The organism is Vibrio sp. PNB23_22_6, assembly GCF_052877535.1.
On record NZ_JBNFXP010000010.1, the window covers coordinates 98,679 to 122,205 of the forward strand.

General features: G+C 46.7%; 22 protein-coding genes. 6 read left to right on the forward strand and 16 right to left on the reverse strand.

Annotated elements, in window-relative coordinates; translation table 11 throughout:
- Positions 1-71 precede the first annotated feature (71 nt).
- From polA to hemB, 3 genes are all read right to left on the reverse strand, one after another.
- Positions 72-2,861, reverse strand: a complete 2,790-nt coding sequence (gene polA / locus ACVA54_RS10465; RefSeq protein ID WP_099079139.1) for a DNA polymerase I — start codon at positions 2,859-2,861, stop codon at positions 72-74.
- Between the two features lie 621 nt (positions 2,862-3,482).
- Positions 3,483-3,917 carry a GNAT family N-acetyltransferase gene (locus ACVA54_RS10470; protein WP_172438104.1) on the reverse strand — a complete coding sequence of 145 codons (435 nt, stop codon included), beginning with the start codon at positions 3,915-3,917 and terminating at the stop codon, positions 3,483-3,485.
- 123 nt (positions 3,918-4,040) lie between these two features.
- Positions 4,041-5,102, reverse strand: a complete 1,062-nt coding sequence (gene hemB, locus ACVA54_RS10475) for a porphobilinogen synthase (RefSeq protein ID WP_099079232.1) — start codon at positions 5,100-5,102, stop codon at positions 4,041-4,043.
- A gap of 187 nt (positions 5,103-5,289) precedes the next feature.
- Here hemB and ACVA54_RS10480 point away from each other — a divergent pair, with 187 nt between their 5' ends.
- The gene (locus tag ACVA54_RS10480) at positions 5,290-6,051 is read left to right on the forward strand and encodes a TatD family hydrolase (RefSeq protein ID WP_446640854.1); all 762 of its coding nucleotides are present in this window, start codon (positions 5,290-5,292) and stop codon (positions 6,049-6,051) included.
- Positions 6,052-6,119: 68 nt separating this feature from the next.
- Here ACVA54_RS10480 and tatC read toward each other — a convergent pair whose 3' ends face one another.
- The 7 genes from tatC to rmuC form a co-directional block, all read right to left on the reverse strand.
- Positions 6,120-6,866, reverse strand: coding sequence for a twin-arginine translocase subunit TatC (gene tatC, locus ACVA54_RS10485; RefSeq protein WP_099079137.1), 747 nt, complete (start codon positions 6,864-6,866; stop codon positions 6,120-6,122).
- Between the two features lie 66 nt (positions 6,867-6,932).
- Positions 6,933-7,334, reverse strand: coding sequence for a Sec-independent protein translocase protein TatB (tatB, locus tag ACVA54_RS10490; RefSeq protein ID WP_099079136.1), 402 nt, complete (start codon positions 7,332-7,334; stop codon positions 6,933-6,935).
- A 3-nt stretch (positions 7,335-7,337) separates the two neighbouring features.
- Positions 7,338-7,586 (reverse strand): Sec-independent protein translocase subunit TatA, encoded by a 249-nt coding sequence (tatA, locus tag ACVA54_RS10495; RefSeq protein ID WP_099079135.1) that lies wholly within the window; start codon positions 7,584-7,586, stop codon positions 7,338-7,340.
- 48 nt (positions 7,587-7,634) lie between these two features.
- Complete coding sequence (gene ubiB, locus ACVA54_RS10500; protein WP_446649600.1) at positions 7,635-9,269, reverse strand: ubiquinone biosynthesis regulatory protein kinase UbiB; 1,635 nt, start codon at positions 9,267-9,269, stop codon at positions 7,635-7,637.
- The gene (locus ACVA54_RS10505; protein ID WP_005448553.1) at positions 9,266-9,901 is read right to left on the reverse strand and encodes a ubiquinone biosynthesis accessory factor UbiJ; all 636 of its coding nucleotides are present in this window, start codon (positions 9,899-9,901) and stop codon (positions 9,266-9,268) included. Before ACVA54_RS10505 ends, ubiB begins: the two co-directional genes overlap by 4 nt.
- 11 nt (positions 9,902-9,912) lie before the next feature.
- Complete coding sequence (gene ubiE / locus ACVA54_RS10510; RefSeq protein WP_099079133.1) at positions 9,913-10,692, reverse strand: bifunctional demethylmenaquinone methyltransferase/2-methoxy-6-polyprenyl-1,4-benzoquinol methylase UbiE; 780 nt, start codon at positions 10,690-10,692, stop codon at positions 9,913-9,915.
- Between the two features lie 78 nt (positions 10,693-10,770).
- Positions 10,771-12,303, reverse strand: coding sequence for a DNA recombination protein RmuC (gene rmuC / locus ACVA54_RS10515; RefSeq protein ID WP_099079132.1), 1,533 nt, complete (start codon positions 12,301-12,303; stop codon positions 10,771-10,773).
- A 225-nt stretch (positions 12,304-12,528) separates the two neighbouring features.
- On the opposite strand from rmuC, the gene ACVA54_RS10520 reads away from it, so the two are divergent.
- On the forward strand, positions 12,529-13,434 hold the full coding sequence (locus tag ACVA54_RS10520; protein ID WP_446580945.1) for a DMT family transporter: 906 nt from the start codon (positions 12,529-12,531) through the stop codon (positions 13,432-13,434).
- Positions 13,435-13,659: 225 nt separating this feature from the next.
- On the opposite strand, the gene ACVA54_RS10525 is transcribed toward ACVA54_RS10520, so the two are convergent.
- From ACVA54_RS10525 to ftnA, 3 genes are all read right to left on the reverse strand, one after another.
- A complete protein-coding gene (locus ACVA54_RS10525; RefSeq protein ID WP_099079130.1) occupies positions 13,660-14,853 on the reverse strand; it encodes an NAD(P)/FAD-dependent oxidoreductase in 1,194 nt (397 codons plus the stop codon).
- Between the two features lie 121 nt (positions 14,854-14,974).
- Positions 14,975-15,298 carry a universal stress protein UspB gene (gene uspB, locus ACVA54_RS10530; protein ID WP_099079129.1) on the reverse strand — a complete coding sequence of 108 codons (324 nt, stop codon included), beginning with the start codon at positions 15,296-15,298 and terminating at the stop codon, positions 14,975-14,977.
- A gap of 86 nt (positions 15,299-15,384) precedes the next feature.
- Entirely contained in the window at positions 15,385-15,912 is a 528-nt protein-coding gene (gene ftnA, locus ACVA54_RS10535; RefSeq protein WP_099079128.1) for a non-heme ferritin, read from the reverse strand.
- Positions 15,913-16,139: 227 nt separating this feature from the next.
- Between ftnA and uspA the strand changes: the two genes are divergently transcribed.
- Positions 16,140-16,565, forward strand: coding sequence for a universal stress protein UspA (uspA, locus tag ACVA54_RS10540; RefSeq protein WP_099079127.1), 426 nt, complete (start codon positions 16,140-16,142; stop codon positions 16,563-16,565).
- A gap of 65 nt (positions 16,566-16,630) precedes the next feature.
- A complete protein-coding gene (locus ACVA54_RS10545) occupies positions 16,631-17,509 on the forward strand; it encodes a carboxylate/amino acid/amine transporter (protein WP_099079126.1) in 879 nt (292 codons plus the stop codon).
- A gap of 77 nt (positions 17,510-17,586) precedes the next feature.
- Here ACVA54_RS10545 and ACVA54_RS10550 read toward each other — a convergent pair whose 3' ends face one another.
- Together ACVA54_RS10550 and ACVA54_RS10555 are read right to left on the reverse strand one after the other, a co-directional pair.
- The gene (locus ACVA54_RS10550; RefSeq protein WP_119464491.1) at positions 17,587-18,186 is read right to left on the reverse strand and encodes a hypothetical protein; all 600 of its coding nucleotides are present in this window, start codon (positions 18,184-18,186) and stop codon (positions 17,587-17,589) included.
- A 195-nt stretch (positions 18,187-18,381) separates the two neighbouring features.
- Complete coding sequence (locus tag ACVA54_RS10555; RefSeq protein WP_119464490.1) at positions 18,382-19,161, reverse strand: class I SAM-dependent methyltransferase; 780 nt, start codon at positions 19,159-19,161, stop codon at positions 18,382-18,384.
- A 182-nt stretch (positions 19,162-19,343) separates the two neighbouring features.
- On the opposite strand from ACVA54_RS10555, the gene asnC reads away from it, so the two are divergent.
- The gene (gene asnC / locus ACVA54_RS10560) at positions 19,344-19,808 is read left to right on the forward strand and encodes a transcriptional regulator AsnC (protein ID WP_099079123.1); all 465 of its coding nucleotides are present in this window, start codon (positions 19,344-19,346) and stop codon (positions 19,806-19,808) included.
- Between the two features lie 65 nt (positions 19,809-19,873).
- On the opposite strand, the gene prlC is transcribed toward asnC, so the two are convergent.
- A complete protein-coding gene (gene prlC, locus ACVA54_RS10565) occupies positions 19,874-21,916 on the reverse strand; it encodes an oligopeptidase A (RefSeq protein WP_099079122.1) in 2,043 nt (680 codons plus the stop codon).
- A gap of 408 nt (positions 21,917-22,324) precedes the next feature.
- On the opposite strand from prlC, the gene ACVA54_RS10570 reads away from it, so the two are divergent.
- Entirely contained in the window at positions 22,325-23,164 is an 840-nt protein-coding gene (locus ACVA54_RS10570; protein ID WP_099079121.1) for a 23S rRNA (adenine(2030)-N(6))-methyltransferase RlmJ, read from the forward strand.
- Positions 23,165-23,527 lie beyond the last annotated feature (363 nt).

A 23,527-nucleotide genomic window follows, 5' to 3' on the forward strand; every position in this document is an offset into this window, starting at 1 on the left:
TTTACTGGCAAAAAAAAGCCAGCATTTGTGCGCTAGCTCATATTAAATCAGTTGAATTGAACAGAAACCGTCTAGTGCGCCTGATCCCAGTTATCACCATGACCTGCATCTGCCACTAGAGGGACGTTTAACTCTGCTGCAGACTCCATCAATTCTTGTACTTTACTTTCAATTTCGACTAAAGACGACTCTTCAACTTCAAACACCAATTCATCGTGTACTTGCATCAGAAGTTTGACACGACCATCACCTTCAGCTTGAATCCACTGATCCACTAACAGCATCGCTTTCTTGATGATGTCCGCAGCCGTACCTTGCATCGGTGCGTTGATCGCCGCACGTTCCGCCGCTTTACGACGCATACCGTTGCGCGATTGAATTTCTGGAAGGTGCAGACGACGACCAAAGATGGTTTCTACATAACCTTGAGCAGAAGCAGTGCTACGCGTATCTTCCATGTACTGCATCACGCCAGGGTAACGCTCAAAATATTTATCCATGTACGCTTGCGCTTCACCGCGAGGAATACCCAGTTGCTTGGCAAGGCCAAATGCGCTCATGCCGTAAATCAGACCAAAATTAACCGCTTTGGCACGACGGCGCTGTTCACTTGATACATCTTCAATCGCTAACCCCATAATTTCCGCAGCCGTCGCCGCATGGATATCTTTTCCATGGCGAAACGCATCAAGTAATGCTTGGTCACCAGAGAGATGCGCCATAATACGCAGTTCAATTTGCGAATAGTCGACGGCCAGAATCTTGTAGCCTGTCGGAGCGATAAACGCCTGACGGATACGACGCCCTTCTTCATTGCGAATAGGGATGTTCTGCAAGTTTGGATCGGTTGACGATAGACGACCCGTTGCCGTTACCGCTTGGTGGTAAGAGGTATGCACACGACCCGTTGAAGGGTTGATCATCTTCGGTAGCTTATCAGTGTAGGTCGATTTTAGCTTCGCCAGACCACGGTATTCCAAAATCAGTTTCGGTAGAGGATAATCCAGCGCAAGTTCTTGTAATACTTCTTCATTCGTCGAAGGGGTGCCTGATGGCGTCTTCTTAACGACTGGCAGCCCCATTTTCTCAAACAGGATCGCTTGCAACTGCTTCGGTGAGTTCATGTTGAACTCTTGCTCTGCGACTTCGTAAGCTTTTTTCTCAAGCTCTTCTAGACGGGCCGCAATTTCCACCGATTGCGCACCAAGCTTCATATCATCAATCAATACGCCAGTGCGTTCAATGCGAGATAGCACTGGCACAAGTGGCATTTCGATCTCTTCGTATATCGATTTCAACTTATCATCTTGTTCGATATTCGCAGACAAGCGATTGTGCAAACGCAGGGTCACGTCCGCATCTTCGGCAGCGTATGGCGAGGCTTGATCAAGTTCGATTTGGTTGAACGTAAGCTGGTTCTTACCTTTGCCTGCAATCTGTTCAAACGAGATACAACTGTGTTGTAGGAAACGCAGCGCAAGGCTATCCATATCGTGCTTGCCACCAACGCTGTTATAAACGTAGGACGCCAGCATGGTATCGTGCTTGATGCCTTTCATCTCGATGCCGTAGCGAGCCAATACTGAAGCGTCGTATTTCAGGTTCTGACCGACTTTCGCTTGAGCGTCGTCTTCAAGAATCGGTTTAAGCTGTGCTAAAACCCAGTCACGATCTAGCTGTGCAGGTGCATCTAGGTAGTCGTGTGCAACCGGAACGTAAGCCGCCACACCTTCATCGATCGCAAATGATAAACCAACGAGGTTCGCCACCATGTAATCTAGACTGTCGGTTTCCGTATCAAACGCGAACAGCTCCGCCGCTTTCAGCTTATCTAGCCACACATTAAAAGACGCTTCATCAAGGATGGTTTCGTACTGACTGCGATCGATTTTCACCGCAGAGGTATCCATATCGGTTTTCGACGCAGAAGATGAACGTACTGCACCAGCAGATTCATCCGCTTCAACCACACCATTGCCGCCTTCTAATAGTTCATTTAACCACGATTTGAAGGTTAACTGGCCGTAGAGCTTGATCAACTCATCTTTGCTTGGTTCTGCTTTTAGTAGCGACTCTGGCGTTTCTTCTAACTCGACATCCAGCTTGATGGTCGCAAGTTCATAAGACAGCATGGCGTTGTCTTTGTTATCCACAAGCTTCTTCGCCATGGTCTTCGACCCACGGAAACCAAGTGCCGCGATGTCGTCTAGGTTTTCATATAGCTTGTTTAGACCGCCAATGCCTTGTAGCAGCGCGGTTGCAGTTTTGTCACCGACACCAGGAACGCCCGGGATGTTGTCGACTTTATCGCCCATCAGCGCTAAGTAGTCGATGATCAGCTCTGGCGGGATTCCAAACTTCTCCACCACGCCTTCGCGATCCATAACAACGTTCGTCATGGTGTTGATCAAGGTGATATTGTCATCCACCAACTGCGCCATATCTTTATCGCCAGTACTGATCAATACAGGCATGCCTTGTTGAGACGCTTGGTAAGCGAGCGTGCCGATAACGTCATCAGCTTCCACACCAGGGACACAAATGAGTGGCAAACCCATGGCGCGGATCACATTGTGGAGAGGTTCAATTTGGCAACGAAGATCATCCGGCATCGGCGGACGATGTGCTTTATATTCCGGGTACATATCGTCACGGAAGGTTTTTCCCTTCGCATCAAAAACCACAGCAATACGATCAGAAGCAAATTGGCGCATCATACTGCGTAGCATGTTTACCACACCGTAAACGGCATTCGTTGGGATGTCACCATTACTCATCGTGCCTGGGTAAGCATGAAAAGCGCGATATAGATAAGAAGAGCCATCGATCAGAATCAACGGGTTTTCAGGAATACTTGCCATAATTGTCTGTATCCAAATCAATACTTAAGAGATCTGCTTAGAATGCCATGACTACCGATCTGAATCTATCTTGTTCGCTCGATCCAGTTCGCGTAAATTTTTTGATTTTATTCATAAATGCACCCACCACCTGTGGATAACTCTGTTTATAGAAATTATCCACCACTTATCCAAACGAAACAAAAAAACAAAAAAACCAAAATAAATCCATGTTTAGAAAGGAATTATCAGATCAGGATCAGCAAGATCAATGATCGAGAAATGATCATGCTATGTGGAAAAGTTTTATCAGGTGACGTCAATGAGAAATCGTATAAAAGAAAAAGCGACCCAGATTAGGGTCGCCTAGCAAAAATGGTAAAGCCAACTTAATGAAGACGATCGCTAAACCCAAAAGCTATAAATTACACTGGAAGCAATGTGAGCAATGTCGTGTCAAAAAGAATTCGTGCAAGTTCTGGAAAAATGTTTCATTACCTTCTCAACACTCGGTTTATCAACTTTTGTTAATCAGTAATTCAACGTCCTTGTGACTTTTCCTCATTCCCTAAAACACCATTGATAATAATGATTATCATTTAACTGTCAACGTGCAAATGAGAAAAAATCTCATTTATTTTTTTACAGCGCTTTAATGAAATAAATTCGAGATTCGCGAAGATTTGGTTTTTCTTCAAACTTTTCAATAATGTAGTCATTTCTTAGCAGTAAACGTAGCATCGCTGAGAATTGATTACGTGATTTCACTTTTAGCATCTTATAACCCTGTTCTGCGACCCACTCTTCTTGAGCCTCTAACAGCATTTGCGCTACGCCTTCATTGCGCGCTTCTGGTGCTACTCCACCAAACCAGCTATAAAACGTGTAATCATCAAATTCATAGCCGATTTTAAAACCAAGGATCGCACCCGCTTTCTCAGCGACTAAGATTAAACTCTTTTTATCACCAAGGCGTGCTGCCATGGATTCAACCGTTTCACCACGTGCAAACTCAGTTACACGTGCTACGACTTGGAGCGCCTCTTCCAGCGTGCCTTCACGAATCAGCATTGTCATTGTTCTACTCTCCAGAAATAAAAGTGCCCAAGTAACATCAGGTCATGTACTTATGACTGAGGTTACTTGGGCGCATGCAGGCCGACAACTGTTGCTACTCAGGCTTTTCTCATTGAGCGATAATTACTCTTCTGACGCTTCTTGAGTCATATTTAGGTGCTGAGCCGCCTGCCCATTTTCTTGTGCCAACCACTCTGCGACATCTTTAGCAAAGTAAGTTAGGATGCCATCTGCACCAGCACGTTTGAAGCAAAGCAGAGATTCCATTACGGTTTCGCGCTCTTTTAACCAACCGTTCATAATTGCAGCTTTGTGCATCGCGTATTCACCAGAGACTTGGTAAGCAAACGTTGGTACTTGTAGTTCTGTCTTCACACGGCGAACCACATCAAGGTAAGGCATACCAGGCTTCACCATCACCATATCCGCACCTTCATTGATGTCGAGTGCCACTTCGTGTAGCGCCTCATCGCTGTTCGCCGGATCCATTTGGTAATTTTTCTTGTTGCCACCTTTTAGGTTCGACGCCGAACCGACGGCATCACGGAATGGACCGTAGTAGTTTGAGGCATACTTCGCAGAGTAAGCCATGATTTGGGTGTGAATATGACCCGCTTGCTCTAAAGCTTCACGAATTTTACCGATTCGGCCATCCATCATATCTGATGGCGCCACGACGTCTGCGCCCGCTTCTGCATGAGAAAGCGCTTGTTTGACCAGTACTTCTGTCGTTTCATCATTCATCACGTAGCCATTTTCATCAATGATGCCGTCTTGGCCATGAGTCGTAAATGGGTCCAGTGCCACATCGGTGATCACCCCCATTTGAGGTACGTGCTCTTTCAATTCGCGTACTGCACGCTGAACCAAACCTTCAGGGTTGTATGCTTCCGCAGCGCATAAACTTTTCGCGTCTTGGTTTACAACAGGGAAAAGCGCAATGGCTGGCACACCTAGTTTGGCTAAGTAGTGGGCTTCTTCTAGCATTAAATCTATCGATAAACGCTCTACACCCGGCATCGATGCCACACTTTCACGACGATCTTTACCCATCAGAATGAACATTGGGTAAATCAGATCGTTTACTGAAATTTGGTTCTCAGCCATCAGACGACGACTAAAATCGTGCTTACGCATACGACGCATACGGCGCGCAGGGAATGGACCTTGAATTGATACAGACACCATTTTCTCCTTGTCTGGACGGTTAGGATGATCACATCATCTAGTGGGCAAAATCATATCACTGTTGTTCCACCTTGCGAGTAGCAATGTACAAAAAGGCGGTGAAAAAAACTGAAAATGACCCAGCACTCACACTCAAGTATAATTCTCATCAATCCCACTCAACGATGAACCATAGAGACTGACGATGATCGATACCCATGCTCACATTTACGCTAGTGAATTTGATAACGACCGCGATGACGTAGTGAAACGCGCCTTAGAACAAGGCATTAATAAAATCCTGCTGCCGAACATCGATCTAGAATCTATCGAACCCATGCTGAAAACTGAAGCGGTTTATCCTGAGGTTTGTCACTCGATGATGGGGCTGCACCCGTGTTACGTTGACGGCAATGTCGAACATACACTTGAAATAATCCGTGGTTGGTTCGGCAAACATTCGTTCATTGCAGTGGGTGAAATTGGCATCGACCTGTACTGGGATAAAACCTTCCGCGCTGAGCAAGAGATGGCGTTTGTCACTCAGTTGAACTGGGCAAAAGAGATGGATTTACCCGTGGTCATTCATACCCGCGATTCCATCGAAGAAACGCTCACTCTGCTGCGCCAAGAACAAGATGGTCGCTTGCGCGGCGTATTCCACTGTTTTGGTGGCAGTATAGAAGAGGCGCAAGCGATTAATGAACTTGGTTTCCATTTAGGTTTGGGTGGCGTATCAACCTTTAAAAACGGCGGTATGGACAAAATCATTCCACATCTAGATATGAACTGGGTCATTCTAGAAACGGATTGCCCTTACTTAGCACCCGTGCCGCATCGTGGTAAACGCAACGAGCCAGCATACACATCATTGGTTGCCGCTCGTGTCGCTGAGTTGACCAACTCAACGGTAGAAGAGATTGATCGCATCACGACTCAAAATGCGACCGCGCTCTTTCGCTTATAACGGTATAAGAGCACCAAGCGATCAAAAAAGCGGCTTCGATAAGCCGCTTTTTTACATTCTGGAATGGATTACTCTTCCACTTCTGCCTCTTCATCTTTGCGAGTGTAAAAGCGAGCAAAGAACAAACCGACTTCAAATAGCAAACACATCGGAATGGCTAGCAAGGTTTGAGAGATAATATCCGGTGGGGTAAGCAACATACCGAACACAAACGCACCCACAATGATGTATGGACGCTTTTCTCTTAAGTCTTGCGGTGTCGTTGCGCCGGTCCAACATAGCAAGATAATTGCCACAGGGACTTCAAACGCGATACCAAATGCCATGAACAGCGCGAGTACAAAGTCGAGGTAACTCGATATATCGGTTGCGAACTCTACGCCACCTAGCGAGATAGCAGTAAAGAAGCCAAACACCAGTGGGAATACCACAAAGTAAGCAAACGCCACACCACAGTAGAACAACAATGAACTAGAAAATAACAGTGGCATGATCAATCGACGTTCATGCTTGTACAAACCTGGCGCAACAAAGGCCCATACTTGGTACAAGATAAACGGCACCGCAATAAACACCGAAGCAATTAACGTCAGCTTCAATGGTGTAAAAAACGGCGAAGCCACATCCGTTGCAATCATAGTTGCACCCTCTGGCAGTCGTTCAACCAATGGGGCTGAGACAAACTCATAGATGTGGTTAGAAAAATAAATTAGCCCGACGAACACCACCAACACTGCCAAGATGGCACGCAATAGTCGGTTACGGAGTTCTAGCAAATGACTAATTAAAGGTTGTGTCTGCTCGACGGTAGACATGGCAAACCTCTTTTATAAAGCTGATCAAAAAGGAGCTACCATCTTGTGTAGCTCCTCCTACTGAGACTATTCGGCTTTTTTATCTGCCGCTGTAACCTTGATCTCTTCCGCTTTCTCAACGGTTTCAGTCGCACTTGCCTCGTGTTTCGTTGGCTCTGCGTCTGATTTGGTTGGCTCTGCGTAAGGGCGGTTTACAGATTGCGCCGCTTTCTTCAGTTCATCGACCGAAGATTTAAGCTCCGGAGACAGATCTTCCATCCCCATTTGCTCTGCTTTGCGCAAATTTTCTTGCAGCTCTTGGACCTTCAGCTCATGTGACAGTTCGTCTTTCACGCTGTTTGCCATGCTCTTAGCAGCACCGACAAAACGAGAAACACTACGAATAGCATGAGGCAAACGCTCCGGTCCAAGAACAACCAGACCAACGACAGATATTAATACCAGTTCCCAAAAACCGATATCAAACACTTATTACGCCTGCTCTTTGTCTTTTTTCGTTTCAGGTGCAGCTTCTTTTTGCTGCTGTTTTTCTAAACTTTTTGGCTCGAAGTCTGCGTCTTTTTCTTCTTTCTTCGCAGAGTCATCTTCGCTCATTGCTTTCTTGAAGCCCTTAACGGCACCACCTAGATCGCCACCGATACCACGTAGTTTCTTAGTTCCGAATAGCAATACAACAATTACAGCAATGATTAGAAGTTGCCAAACACTGATACCACCCATTCTTTTTACCTCGGGTCTTTAAACAAATTTATTTTAAGAGTTTAACGTCTAACGACGATAAGCTCGCCAACTAAGCAGCCAAAATGTGACACCAGCGATGCCGCTAGCGACCGATAACTGTTCATAAGCGTGATCCACTAATATTGCCGAGCATACGACTAAAGTGGCTCCAACACCAAATAAAAACTTTCCTGTCGCCTGCTGACGCTTACTCTGACGGTAACCTTGGTAAAGCTGATCCATGCGTTGATTCATGGCTTTACCTTGTTTGAGGCTATCGTAAAGCAGCTCTGGCAGTTCCGGTAGTTTCTCTGCCCAAAATGGCGCACGATCTTTGATGGCATTCACCAAAGCTTGTGGCCCCACCTGGTTCATCATCCACTCTTCAAGGAAAGGTTTCGCGGTCTCCCACAAATCAAGTTGCGGGTACAACTGACGACCAAGGCCTTCCACATACAACAGCGTTTTTTGTAGCAATACAAGTTGCGGCTGCACTTCCATATTGAATCGACGCGCGGTGTTGAACAGGTTCAACAGTACGTGACCGAAAGAGATTTCACACAGTGGTTTAGCGAAAATTGGCTCACACACAATGCGAATCGCAAATTCAAATTCGTCGACGTTGGTATCCGCCGGAACCCACCCCGAGTCAACGTGCAATTCTGCCACGCGACGGTAGTCACGATTAAAGAAGGCGAGGAAGTTTTCCGCCAAATAGCGTTTGTCTTCACTATTAAGTGTACCAACAATCCCGCAATCTAGCCCAATCCACATTGGATTCTCTGGATGCTCGGGTTTAACAAACACGTTGCCCGGGTGCATGTCGGCATGAAAAAAGCTATCTCGGAACACCTGAGTGAAAAACACACTCACGCCGCGTTCCGCGAGCAACTTCATATTCGTACCATTCGCCTTCAAGCCTTCAATATCAGAGACCTGAATACCATATATTCGCTCAGAAACCATGACCGTTTCATTACTGAAGTCAGGAAAAACTTCTGGTACGTACAGTTCTTCACTGCCCTCAAAATTGCGATGCAGTTGGATCGCATTGGCGGCTTCACGACGTAAATCAAGCTCATCCAACAGCGTTTTTTCGTATTCACGCACCACTTCAACGGGCTTTAAGCGACGAGTTTCGGGCATTGCTCTGGCGACTATACGCGCCATGCGATGCATCAGCTTTAGATCGGAATCAATCACCGGACGAATATCTGGACGGATGACCTTTAATACCACTTCTTGGTGAGTATCTTTTAGGCGTGCAGTATGCACCTGAGCAATCGACGCCGACGCCAGTGGCTTAATATCAAAATCAGTAAACCACGTATCTAACGGCCCCCCCAGTGCCAACTCCATTTGCTCCTTCGCTAACTGCCCATCAAATGGCGCGACTTGGTCTTGCAAAAGCGCAAGTGGATCAGCGATATGTGGAGGGAAAAGGTCACGGCGGGTCGACATCATCTGACCAAACTTAATCCAAACCGGACCAAGCTCTTGTAAGGCAAGACGAAGACGCTCGCCCAACGGTTTTTCTGGGTGTTGGTTCTTAATCCAGAATAGGCTTTTGCGCATCAATAGCGGCGCTTTGGTCAGTTGATGCTCAGGTAACAACTCATCCAAGCCGTATTCCAGCTGGACTTTAATGATCTGGTATAAGCGCTTTATTTCTGCTGGCGTCATGAGTTCTCCAGCGCAGGCTTATCCGAATCGAATTTGTTTAGTAGTGCGTTTAGGCGCGCTTCAACACGAGAAGCTTGACTGCGAACGTCATCCACTTGGTCACAGAAGTGGGCGATTTCCAGCGGTGCTGGCGCCAATTTCCACTCTTCCGTCACCACTTGAGCTAGGTGGCGTTGGTGTTTTTCTGCTTGAGAAGCAAAGAAACCGCCGACGTTTTTGGTGCCTTGCACAAAGGTGTGAGCTACGACATCACCCGTCACGCGAGACAGCCATTCTTCGATATCTGGTTTGCAATCCACCATCAATTGAGAGAATTTCTGTGCCAATTGGATATCGCCTTCTAACTCAAGTTTATCTTGTTTGATCAGGCGAGTGATGTTGGCTTGATCGCGCAGTTCAGGCAGTACGCTGAGATTCAGCGACAAATAACAATCTGGTTGCCCCTCGTAATTGCCAAGTACATCGATTTGCTGGCTGAAGATAAACGTCAGCGTCTTATTGATTTCTTTCAGATGGATTTGAATCACCTGACCTTTCAGACGTGACAAACGACGACCCAGTTCTGGATCGTCTTTAATCAAGGTGTTCAGCGTTGTTTCAATAACCGCCGTGATAAGAGGTTCAAATGGCATGCCGCTTATCCTTAGAATTTGTAGCCGCGGTGTAACGCCACAATACCACCCGTTAGGTTGTAGTATTTGGTGTTTTCAAAGCCCGCCTCGATCATCATGCCTTCCAGCGTATCTTGATCTGGGTGCATGCGGATCGATTCTGCTAAGTAACGGTAGCTGTCTGCATCGTTCGCCACCAACTCACCCATTTTTGGCAACAGGTGGAAAGAGTACGCGTCATACACTTTTGACAATGGGTCTAGGATTGGTTTTGAGAACTCAAGCACTAACAGACGACCGCCTGGCTTCAATACGCGGAACATAGAGCGCAGTGCTTTGTCTTTGTCAGTTACGTTACGTAGACAGAAACTGATCGTGATCACATCAAAGTAATCGTCAGGGAATGGCAGTTCTTCTGCGTTCGCTTGTACGTAATGCACGTTACCCACAATGCCGTTGTCGCGTAGCTTGTCACGACCGACGTTCAGCATCGAGTTGTTAATGTCCGCTAGGATCACATGGCCTTGGTCACCTACAATACGCGAGAATTTCGCGGTTAGGTCACCCGTACCACCACCTAAGTCTAGAATACGCTGGCCTGGACGAGCGCCACTGCAATCAATAGTGAAACGCTTCCAAAGACGGTGGATACCACCTGACATCAGATCGTTCATGATGTCGTATTTCGCTGCCACTGAGTGGAAAACTTCGGCAACTTTGGTCACTTTTTCTTCTTTTGCCACTGTGGTAAAACCAAAGTGGGTAGTGTCATTATCTAACGCTGTATTTGATTGCACGCTTGTGTCCGTCATTCTGATTCCTCTTCGGCAGCACTTTCTCACTTCGGGGCGTTTGCTAATTAATATGGTCGCCCACTGCACTGCGGTCGATTAGTTTACTTTATCCTCAGCCGGATGTCTTTCTACTAAAGAAGCATTTTCCGAAAATGACTCACTCTGCGCCAACTGGGCAAGATCAGGAGAAATAGGACGTTTTACCTCAACACCAAGTTGCTTAAAGCTTTCCGCTTGGCGGATCACGTTGCCACGCCCCGTAGCGAGCTTATTCATCGCCCCTTGGTAAGTTTGATTGGCTTTATCAAGCGCGCCGCCTAACCCCTCCATATCATCAATAAACAGGCGCAATTTGTCGTACAGTTTAGCCGCACGCTCCGCAATCAATTGGGCATTTTCGTTTTGGCGCTCGTTACGCCACAAGTTATCAATCGTGCGCAGTGCCACCAGCAAAGTTGTCGGGCTAACCAAAATGATGTTTTGTTCCATCGCGTCTTTTACCAAACTCGGATCAGCTTGAATCGCGACTTGGAATGCAGGCTCAACCGGAATAAACATCAGTACGTAATCTAGGCTCTGGATGCCTTTTAATTGATGATAATCCTTAAGGCTTAAGCCTTTGATGTGTGAACGCAGCGCGGCAAGGTGTTCGCTCAACGCCTGCCCACGTTGAATATCGCTCTCTGCATTAAAATAGCGCTCGTACGCCACCAGCGCCATTTTCGAATCGACCACCACTTGCTTGTTCTGCGGTAAATGAACAATCACATCCGGTTGATAGCGTTTGCCCGCTTCGTTTTGCAAGCTCACCTGAGTTTGGTATTCGTGCCCTTCGCGCAAGCCAGATTCCGCTAACACGCGAGCCAGAACGACCTCACCCCAGTTGCCTTGCTGCTTGTTGTCACCTTTCAAGGCTTGGGTTAGGTTGACCGCTTCTCGGGTCATGTGTTCGTTCAAGCGTTGCAGGTTCTTCAACTCATGCACCAACGTATGACGCTCTTTGGCTTCTTGGCTAAAGCTGTCGTTAACTTGTTTTTTGAACCCTTCCAACTGCTCTTTCAGTGGAGAAAGCAAACCTTCCAGACTCTGACGGTTTTGCATATCGACTTTGGCGGTTTTCTCTTCGAACAACTGATTCGCTAAGTGTTCAAATTGTTGCTTTAAACGCGACTCTGCGTGTTCCAAAATTTGCAGTTTTTCCGCATTGGCTTGATTGATTTGTTCGTGCCGCGCTTGCTGCTCACCAAGCTGAGTTTCAAGACGCGACTTGTGCTCACGCATCAGCCCTAGCTCATCAAAATACTGCTGACGCTCTTGTTTTACCGCTTCGAAATAGCGCAGTTTTTCCATCGCCGCCATCAATTTTCCGTGCGTTTGACGCACCTCGAAGGCCGCTTTATCGCGTTCATCATCAAGCTCATCTAATTCTTGCTGCGCATCGGACAAACTTTGCTTCACTTGCTCAAGTTGTTGGTGATGAAACTGTTTTTCCGAATGTAATTGCTGTTCAAGCAGCTGAGTTTGCGTGGCAAAATGTTGTTTGACCCACCAACCCACCGTCACGCCGCTAACCGTCGCGGCAAAAAGAGAAGAGAAAATGAGAGATTGGTACTCAAGAATCCATTGCATAATAGTGAGTTAGCCTGTGTTTTTTATCTTTAACAATGGTATTTTCATACTGGATAAATGTCCAGTTTGTTGAATGAAAACTCCTCGCATACACTAGATGAGGTTAACCTCAAACGGTTATATTTCACCCGAGAGGTCATCATGCCCTCGAGTTTCTGTACAACATACTCACTCCTGTTCATATTTTCGACAACGAGCAGTACATCATCATTACATAGAGGCATCATGAACGAGCGTCGCGCCCTAGGATTTGGGCTTTCCGCGGTATTACTTTGGTCAACAGTAGCAACCGCATTTAAATTGACTTTGGCGGAATTCACACCGATTCAGATGCTCACCATGGCGAGCATCGTATCCGCCATTGCCCTAACGATGGTGTGTGGTGTGCAAGGCAAGCTCAACCAACTCAGTACCACTTTTCTTTCTAACCCTTGGTATTACTTACTGCTTGGTTTGATTAACCCACTTGCATACTACCTAATCTTATTTAAAGCTTACGCTCTTCTGCCCGCCTCTCAAGCTCAAGCAATCAACTACAGTTGGGCGATCACACTGACGCTCATGGCGGCCGTTTTCTTGGGGCAAAAAATCCGTGGCAAAGATTGGATTGCCTGCGGTTTTAGTTACTTAGGCGTGATTGTGATTGCCACCAAAGGCAATGTATTGGGAATGGAATTCGAAAGCCCGCTTGGGGTGGGGTTAGCTCTGCTTTCAACCCTGCTTTGGGCAAGTTACTGGATTCTCAACACCAAAAACAAAGCAGACCCTGTGGTGGGCGTACTACTGGGCTTCTTAGTTGCGATTCCTCTTGCGATTGGCTTGAGCCTCTATGAGGGGGCAAGTTGGAGCCAGATTTCTGCCAAAGGTTGGGCTGCGGTGACTTATGTCGGCCTGTTTGAAATGGGGGTGACGTTTGTGCTGTGGCTTACTGCGCTCAAATTGACCGAGAATACGGCGCGTATCAGTAACCTGATTTTTGCATCGCCGTTTATCTCTCTCGCCTTACTTGCGACAATCATCGGCGAAGAGATCCATCCATCCACTTTGATTGGTCTTGTGCTGATCATCAGCGGTTTGGTGATTCAGCAAGTTCGCTGGAGTAAAGCTTCGCAAATATCTGAGCCAAGTTGATAGCAAAAGCTCGGCTTTATCATTTTTCAATGCAACTGAGTCCACCTAAATGGCACTATTGACGTGGACTCTGCCTCTGGCTCTCTCTCAAAAATAAGCAATCTCCTGTGCAAACACCGCGTATTTCATTAGAGGGCACTCCCAAGCGAACATTTAATTTTTTAAGTTCCAAATTGGGCAGAATCGAGATAAAGCTCTACCCAACTTGGTGACGCTCATTCGGTATTACGCCCACTGACCTGCCACAAAACCACTCGACCAGCACCATTGGAAATTGTAGCCACCAAGCCAACCGGTCACGTCCATCACTTCGCCGATAAAGTACAAGCCTTTGATGTTTATACATTCCATGGTTTTTGATGACAGATGATCAGTATCGACACCACCTAAAGTAACTTCGGCCGTACGGTAGCCTTCGGTACCATTTGGTGCCACGGTCCAGTTTTCTAGACGCTCAACAATGGCAGCCATCTCTTTTGGATTAAATTGCTTAAGTGGCTTGTCTGCCAGCTCTTTACGTTCAACCAGTACTTCCACCAAGCGCTTTGGCAGCACTTTGGCGAGGGTATTCTTAAGAGACTGGTTTGGGTGATTTTCGCGGCTATATTCTAATAATTCAGCCACGTCGTCATTTGGCACGAGGTTAATTATCACCTTCTGACCTGCTTTCCAGAACGATGAAATCTGTAGAACGGATGGACCAGACAAACCACGATGCGTAAACAGCAAGGCTTCTTTGAACATGGTGCCATCTTGCGCGGTGATTTCGGCCGGGATCGCAATGCCCGATAACTCAGCGAAATCTTCTTTGTCTTCTTTATGCAAAGTGAAAGGCACCAGACCTGCTGTTGTCGTGATCACCGGGATCTCAAACTGCTCGGCAATCTTGTAACCAAATGGTGTTGCGCCCAACTTTGGCATTGATAACCCGCCCGTAGCGACCACCAGAGACTCACACTCAATGATGTCTGTTCCTGCGTATAAACGGAAACCCGCATCGGTTTTTTCGATTGAGTGCACGTCACAGTGGTAACGCTGCTGGACGTTTGGCATGTCGCACTCTGCCAACAGCATCTTTACGATGTCTTTTGCCGTAAACGCATCAACACAGAATAGCTGTCCGTGATCGCGCTCTTCAAACTCAATTCCATACTTGCTGACCATTGAGATGAAATCCCAGTTGGTGTATTGGGACAGGGCCGATTTCACAAAATGTGGGTTTTGGCACAAGTAGTTGCTCGCTGAGACATCATAGTTGGTAAAGTTACAGCGCCCACCACCAGAGATGAGGATTTTACGTCCCGGCTTTTTGGCATGATCCAGCACGAGTACACTGCGGCCTCGTTTGCCCGCTTCTGCGGCACACATCAAACCCGCAGCACCTGCACCAATTACAACAACATCAAATTTCTTACTCATCGGGTAGCTCTTATGCCCTGCTATACAAAATAAAAAAGGATGTGCTAAATGCACATCCTTGCTTTCGATAAACGCTATTCTAATGGGAAAAGCGCTTAAATTCCAAGTGCCGCTTTTAGACCTAAAGAATAAAGGCCGCTAACAGGGTGACACCAAGTAAAACCGTCGAGAGTACGAACAGTTCACGTACTCTCTCACATTTACCGGTAAACAGTTCATCATGATGATGATGATACTCTTTACTCTTAATGTAGTGAAACAAACGCACCTGCTTAGTCACATTTCCGTGAGTGGTGAAGAACCCATTACCATCCACTTGCTGATAAAGCAAAGGATGCGCTTCACGCATAATGTGAATTAGAGAACGAAGAGCGGTGAGATACCGGACCATGTTGACGCCCGTTACTACCATTAGCGCAAATAAGATTGTGTCTCCACTGATCATCTTTCCTCCCTACACCTTCAATGATGCTCAAAAGAAAAAGACGACTGCTTCGTCCTTTACCCGCTGTCTCCTGCGCTCAGAACGCTTTATCCAGCAGGAGCATCCATGATTGAAGATGAACCTTCTTTTGCCATTTGTGCTAGATCTTTGTCGATAAAGAACAGAGCCTTACCATCTTCACCAACCAGTTCTATCTTGTCTAAAATCCCTTTAAACAACTTCTCTTCTTCGTGCTGTTCAGCCACGTACCACTGTAGGAAGTTAAACGTCGAGTAATCTTGGCTTGTAAAAGCACCATGCGCCAACTTATTGATTTTTCCGGTGATCATTTTCTCATGCTCGTAAGTTTCACGGAAAACATCACCTAGGCTGGCAAAATCATGCTTTGGTGCTTCAATCGCCCCCAGAATTGGCATTGAGCCAGTTTCACTGACATAGGTGAACAGACGTTGCATGTGCTCCATCTCTTCTACTGCGTGAGCGCGCAAAAGTTCAGCCGCACCTTCAAATCCTTTGTCTTCACACCAAGCACTCATTTGTAAGTATAGATTGGATGAGAAAAATTCTAGATTAATTTGCTCATTCAATTGTGCAACCATAGTTTGAGACAGCATGTTAACTCCTATTTATATGCATGCGTATAACGCCACTATAACATGATTACTATGGCAAAGGTTTGTGCCAAAAATAATGATATGAGATCACTTCAGCAAAATTTTCTGGGACTTAGTGCTAATCTGAAACTATGCCCAAGTGACATCAAGATGTAGGATTCAAAGCCTTGATACTGGTTTTCGTTCGAAGTTACTTGGATATTTTATCCCATCAAGGAGAGTGCAATATGAGTTACAAACACATACTTGTAGCCGTCGACCTATCTGACGACAGTAAAGTGTTGATCAATAAAGCCGTGTCGCTGGCTAAACCTCTGGATGCGAAAGTCTCTTTCATTCATATCGATGTGAATTACGCCGAACTCTACACTGGGCTTATCGACATCAACATGGCAGAAGCCCAACATCAAGCGATGGAAGCGTCACGAACTCAACTCGCCAATTTTGAAGAATACGCGGAATACCCTATCACACATACGCTTGTGGGTAGCGGCGACCTTAACAATGAATTGTGCGATACTATTAATGAATACAACATCGACTTAGTGGTATGTGGCCACCATCAAGACTTCTGGAGCAAGATTCTATCTTCAACGCGCCAACTGATTAACTGCTCCCCTATCGATATGCTGGTCGTACCGCTGAAAGATTAATTGGCGCAGCAATAAAACTTGGTTAGACTGCGGGCAACTTTTGTTGTTGATAAAGATTCTCATCCATGGCTTATCTCTCTGCAGTCACCCTACTTTGGGCATTCTCATTTAGCCTGATCGGCGTTTACCTTGCCGGTCAGGTTGACTCCTGGTTCTCCGTGCTGATGCGCGTTGCACTGGCAAGCGTCGTTTTCATTCCTTTCTTAAAATTCCGTGGCGTAAGCAAATCCCTGATCGTGAAATTGATGATTGTCGGTGGCTTCCAGCTCGGCTTGATGTACTGCTTCTACTACCAGTCTTTTCTGCTCCTCTCTGTACCAGAAGTATTGCTGTTTACAGTGTTCACCCCTATTTACGTCACTTTGATTTATGACTTCCTAAAAGGACGCTTTTCACCCTGGTATTTGGTCACAGCAATGATTGCCGTCGCAGGTGCTGCGTGGATTAAATTTGCAAGTATCAATGAGCACTTTTTGATGGGCTTTTTGGTCGTACAAGGGGCAAATCTGTGTTTTGCCATCGGTCAGGTCGGCTACAAATACATCATGGAAACCGAATCGGTTGAGCTACCTCAGCACACGGTGTTTGGTTATTTCTACCTCGGCGCATTATGCGTGGCGACCATTGCGTTTGCTTTAATGGGCAACTTAGACAAGATGCCAACCACGGCAACGCAATGGGGCATTCTGACTTACCTCGGCTTAATCGCATCAGGCTTTGGTTACTTTGCGTGGAACAAAGGCGCAACCATGGTCAACGCAGGTGCGCTAGCAGTGATGAACAATGCATTGGTTCCTGCAGGCCTGATTGTGAACATCGTGATCTGGAACCGCGATGTTGATGTAATGCGACTAGCGATTGGCGGGGCGATCATCATGCTGTCGCTGTGGATTAACGAGACTTGGGTGAAAAAGCATGTCGAGATGAGTTACGCCAACAAATAACCCTATAATAAAAAACACGCCCTCTCATCAGGGGCGCGTTTTTTTAAAACCTGTCGCTAAGAAGGTGAACGCGAGTTTTAATGCATGGGTGTTTGCCGTTTATCGCTCATCAAAGTGTTTGGTGATGTTGGTAACAGCACCTCTAGTTTGGCGTTGCGCGCTTCCAATTTTCGCTGACGTTTAAGTAACTTTTGCTGTTTTTTAGCTAATTTAAGCAACTTTTTCTGCTGCTTGTAGTGTTTCTTAACCGCTTTCTTCGCCTTCTTCAGCGCTTTCTTATCTGACAAATCAAACATAGCTGGCGCATCGAGCTTGATTGCTGATGTAACGGCAGCGACTTTCGCTGCCAGCTTTTTCTCTTTCACTCGTTCCACCACACGCTTCACAATCGCCGCTTTCTCTGCGCTTTGATCAGAAGTCATGATGATTGATGTGTCTTGAGTGAGTGATGGGGTTGGCAGTGCTTCCGCCAACAAACCACAAGCCTGTTGCTCGGACAGCAACTTGTCTTGGCACTTTTGAGGAGGAATCGCAGCAGGCTTGCATAACGTGTCTTTCGATGCAGAAGAACGCGCACAAGAGCGACAAACAAACTTAGGCGCGACGACGAGACGGTGAATATCACCCAAACTCTCAGCAATCTGCTTGCGGTTCATCTTACATAAACGTTTAGCCATACTACTTCTCCAACGTCCCAATTATCGATCGCATCACACAAAGTGTAATAATAATGATTATTAATTAGATATACAGTCAGTATGTATAATTAGCAAGTGAAAACGGTGAGAAAAGTGATGAAACGAAGAGAGTCTCACAGCGCCCAAATTGAACGCTGTGATGAGATGTATTTAAGCGTCAGACAGTTAGATAACTTAGGCCATCGATGCCTTAACATACACATCGAAACGGTTCTTTTTGGTTTCGATCGCCATACTTGGTTTTTGCTCATTAAGCCAGCCAGCATAGTCCGGTCGCTTGACCACAACACGCTTACTTGCCAGTGCCATTGCTGGCGCTAACAAGCCATCAGCATCAAGATCGGCACCCACTAAAGATTGGAATACGCGCATCTCTTTCTTCACTAGGGCTGATTTCTTTTTGTTTTCTGGGTGTGGGTACATCGGATCAAGGTAGACCACATCTGGCTGCACAAATGCTTTATCTTGTGCGAGCTGCTCTAGCGCATCATGGCTAGAAGCGTGGATCAGCGACATGCGTTCTGATACCCAAGTACCGATTTCTGGATCTTGCTTCGCGCGCGCCAAACCATCATCAAGCAATGCGGCTACGACAGGATGACGTTCAACCATCTGCACCTTACAGCCCAAAGAGGCCAATACAAAGGCATCACGACCCAAACCCGCTGTACCATCCAACACGGTTGGGGTTGCGCCCTTATTCAAACCCGCCGCCTTTGCGATGGCTTGCCCTTTACCACCACCGAACTTACGGCGATGCCCCACTGCGCCACCAATCAAATCAACAAAAATCGCACCTAGTTTTGGCTCGTCCACTTTACGCAACTCTAAACGCTCAGTCGTTAGGACTAAGGCAAAATCACTATCATCAGTGTGAGAAAGCTGCCAACGCGCAGCGAGTTCATCAAGGTGAGACTGTTGAGATGGGTCTTCACAAATCAATTGCAGTTGCAAAAGGAGGCTCCAGTAAAATCGGTTTAACTGCCGCTGAGTGTATACCCAAATAACCTATAGATGCTAGGTTCCGCCAAATTGATTTCACCCGGTCATGCTCTTAACAAACAAGCGTGACTGTACGAAGTTCCGTCGATGCGTATAGAATGACCTTTGTCTCTCATCCTTATGGAACAATTTGTATGAATGTCAGCTTGCCTAAACTGGACGATCTCGACCGCGCAATTCTTAAGACTTTAATGGCCGACGCTCGAACGCCGTATGCGGAAATGGCAAAACAATTTGATGTTAGCCCGGCAACCATCCACGTTCGCATCGAGAAGATGAAAGCAGCCGACATCATCGAAGGGACAGAGGTGATCGTCAACACCAAAAAGCTCGGCTATGACGTATGCTGCTTTATCGGCATCAACCTCAATGCCGCGCGCGACTATCATTCGGCGCTAGAAAAACTCAATGCGCTCGATGAAGTGGTCGAAGCTTACTACACTACCGGCGCATACAATATTTTCGTCAAGCTGATGTGCCGGTCGATTGAAGAGCTGCAATTTGTCTTAATTGATAAACTGCAAGCGATCGACGAAGTGCAATCCACCGAGACCCTGATTTCGTTGCAAAACCCGATCAATCGCAACGTAAATCCATAAAACACTGAATCCAAGAACAAAAAATGGGCAGCCACGTGGCTGCCCATTTTCATTCTCAATCGAGATTACGCTGCGATACCAGAATGGCGCAGTAGCGCATCGATTTCTGGCTCACGACCACGGAAGCGCTTAAATAGCTCCATTGGTTCTTCACTGCCACCCATTTCTAGGATGTTGTTCAAGAAACTTAGACCGGTTTCTTTGTTGAAGATGCCTTCTTCTTCAAAGCGAGAGAACGCATCTGAAGACAACACCTCTGCCCATAGGTAGCTGTAGTAACCTGCACTGTAACCACCAGCAAAGATATGACCAAAGCTGTGAGAGAAACGCGCCCACTCAACGGCTGGTACAACCGCCACTTTCTCTTTCACTTCTGCCAAGGTTTCAAGCACACGAGCCCCCACTTCTGGATCGTATTCAGTGTGCAGAGTGAAGTCGAACAAACCGAACTCGAGCTGACGTAGGATGCCCATCGCCGACTGGAAGTTCTTCGCTGCTAGCATTTTATCTAGCATCGCTTTTGGTAATGGTTCACCGGTTTGGTAGTGACCAGAGATGAACGCAAGTGCATCTTCTTCCCAACACCAGTTTTCTAGGAACTGACTTGGCAGCTCAACGGCATCCCAAGGCACGCCGTTGATGCCAGATACTGCGCCTGTTTCTACTTGCGTCAGCATGTGGTGGATACCGTGACCAAACTCGTGGAACAACGTGACCACTTCATCATGCGTGAACAGTGCTGGCTTGTCGCCCACTGGACGGTTGAAGTTACACGTTAGGTACGCCACTGGCGTTTGTAGCTCACCTGATAGCGTCACGCGACGACCACGACAGTCATCCATCCACGCGCCGCCACGTTTGTGTTCACGTGCGTAAAGATCGAGGTAGAAGCTGCCGCGCAGTGCGCCTTCTGCATCAAAGATATCGAAGAAGCGTACTGATTCGTGCCATGTATCCACGTCTGAGCGTTCTTCTACTTTCATACCAAACACGCGGTTTAGCACTTCAAATAGCCCACTAACGGCTTTTGATTCAGGGAAATACGGACGTAGCTCTTCATCCGAAATTTGGAACAAGTGCTGCTTTTGCTTCTCGCTGTAGTACGCGATGTCCCATACGTTTAGCTCGCTAACACCAAACTCAGCGTTAGCAAACTGGCGTAGCTCTTCGATTTCACGCTCACCTTGTGGCTTCGCTTTAGTAGCAAGATCGTTCAAGAAACCAAGCACTTGCGCTGGACTCTCTGCCATTTTGGTCGCCAATGACTTTTCGCTGAAGGTGTTAAAGCCTAGCATGCGCGCGATTTCATGACGCAGTTTTAGCTGCTCAGTGATGATTTCTGAGTTGTCCCATTTGCCTGCGTTTGGACCACGATCAGACGCACGAGTCACATACGCTTCGTACACTTCTTTACGTAGGTCTTGGTTGTCACAGTAGGTCATGACTGGCAGGTAAGATGGGATATCCAGCGTGATTAGGTAGCCATCGAGCTCTTTTGCTTCTGCCGCCGCTTTTGCTGCTGCTAGAGCCGATTCAGGCATACCCGCCAACTCTTTTTCATCAGTAATGTGCTTCGTCCACCCCATGGTCGCATCTAGCACATTATTGGAGAATTTTGAGCTCAGCTCAGACATGCGCTTGCTGATTTCACCGTAGCGATGCTGCTCATCAGCTGGCAAACCAATACCCGACAATTCAAAGTCACGTAACGCATCAGTAATGGTTTTTTGCTCTGCGCGAGTAAGAGAGGCAAAGTCGTCGCTCGCTTTGATCGCTTTATACGCTTCGTACAAGCCTTTGTGCTGACCAACCCAAGTACCATACTCAGACAGAATTGGTAGGCAGCTTTCGTACGCTTCACGTAGCGCTTCACTGTTCACGACTGAGTTCATGTGACCCACTGGTGACCAAATGCGGTTCAAGCGATCATCTGCTTCTTCAATCGGCGCAATCACACTTGCCCAAGTTGGATTTGCGTTGCCTTTGAGTACCTCATCAACTTTGGTACGGCAATCTGCAATCGCCTGCTCCACTGCAGGTTTAATGTGTTCTGGTTTGATTTGCGAAAACGGAGGAAGATCCGTAAACGTAAGAAGTGGATTAGACATGAATAATTCCTTTTGTGTTTTGGCTCTGTAATTGCCTATCTATATTTATAGAGATCGGCCAACTCAATGCACAGGCAAGTCAACAACATGGATGGGGGGATCTCCGTTCCCTTTTTCTATGCCGCGATGACCAAATGGGTCAAAGAGCGCTTACTCTGTCCTTGAGTCTTATAGATTTCGTCATGTCATAAGAGAATATGTCACTCAAACACAACGCGTTTTAGTATCGTTACAAGTAACTAAATATGGGTAGCATAATGAAATTTCAATGCTACTCCCGCACCAACGGTGTTTCATTTACGTTGAATTGAACGGAAGTTCTACATATTCGAGTTACTTGAGTATAATACCTCCATAAATCGAAAATCACAGACCACACTCACTCAAAGAGTGTTTCGAGAGTTTAATTTGTTAAGTTACCGCCATAGCTTCCACGCTGGCAACCATGCTGACGTGGTAAAACACATCGTTCAAAGCCTCATTCTTGATGCGCTGAAACAAAAAGAGACACCATTTGTTTATCACGATACCCACTCGGGTGTGGGACGCTACGATCTGACTCACGAATGGTCTGAAAAAACAGGTGAATACAAACAAGGCATCGCGCGTATTTGGGATAATCCAAACATTCCAGAAGACATCGCCAGCTACATCGATTCAATCAAAGCGTTGAACAACGGTGAGAAACTGCGTTACTACCCAGGCTCACCACGCGTAGCACGTGCACAGATCCGCCCTCAAGACCGCATGGTGCTGACAGAACTGCACCCAGCCGATCACCCGTTGCTGGAGCAAGAGTTCCACCGCGATCGCCAAGTAAGCATCTACAAAGAAGATGGTTTTAAGCGTCTGAAAGGCAGTCTGCCACCGCAAGAGCGTCGTGGTTTGGTGTTGATTGACCCACCCTACGAGCTGGCCAAAGAGTACCGCGATGTGGTGCAGGCGATTTACCAAAGCCACAAACGTTGGGCGACGGGCATTTACGCCATTTGGTACCCAGTGGTAAACCGTTGCGACATCGAAGACATGATTGAAGGTTTAGAAGGTCTTGGCATCCGTAAGATCTTGCAAATCGAACTTGGCGTATCACCAGACACCAATGAGCGTGGCATGACCGCATCCGGCATGATCGTGATTAACCCACCGTGGAAACTGGAAAGCCAGATGAAAGAAATTCTGCCATTCCTGCAAGAAGCGATCGCACCAGCAACGGGACACTGGAAAGTCGACTGGATAGTTCCAGAGTAAATACCTCTGCTCTTTAGGCTTTTAAACGCAACGATTTCATCGTTGCGTTTTTTTTGATTTTTCGTTCATTTTGCATTCCCAAATACTCGCTTTATTCCGCTTTAGTACCCTTTCATCGCTATTTGTCATAAGCAATGTCACTTTTTCCCATTTAGGAAATTACTAGACTCGATTTATGATAGGGACAACGGATCCTGCCCAAGTGACTTCAACAAACTTGGGCAGGTAACAATTCATGTCGGGATGTTGAGTTCATCACCCACCACCCCAATGTAGTTGTTGTCAGACAAAATTAATAAGCTTTTGGAGAAAGTAATGGCGACTCATTTTGATTATATCTGTATCGGCGGCGGCAGCGGCGGC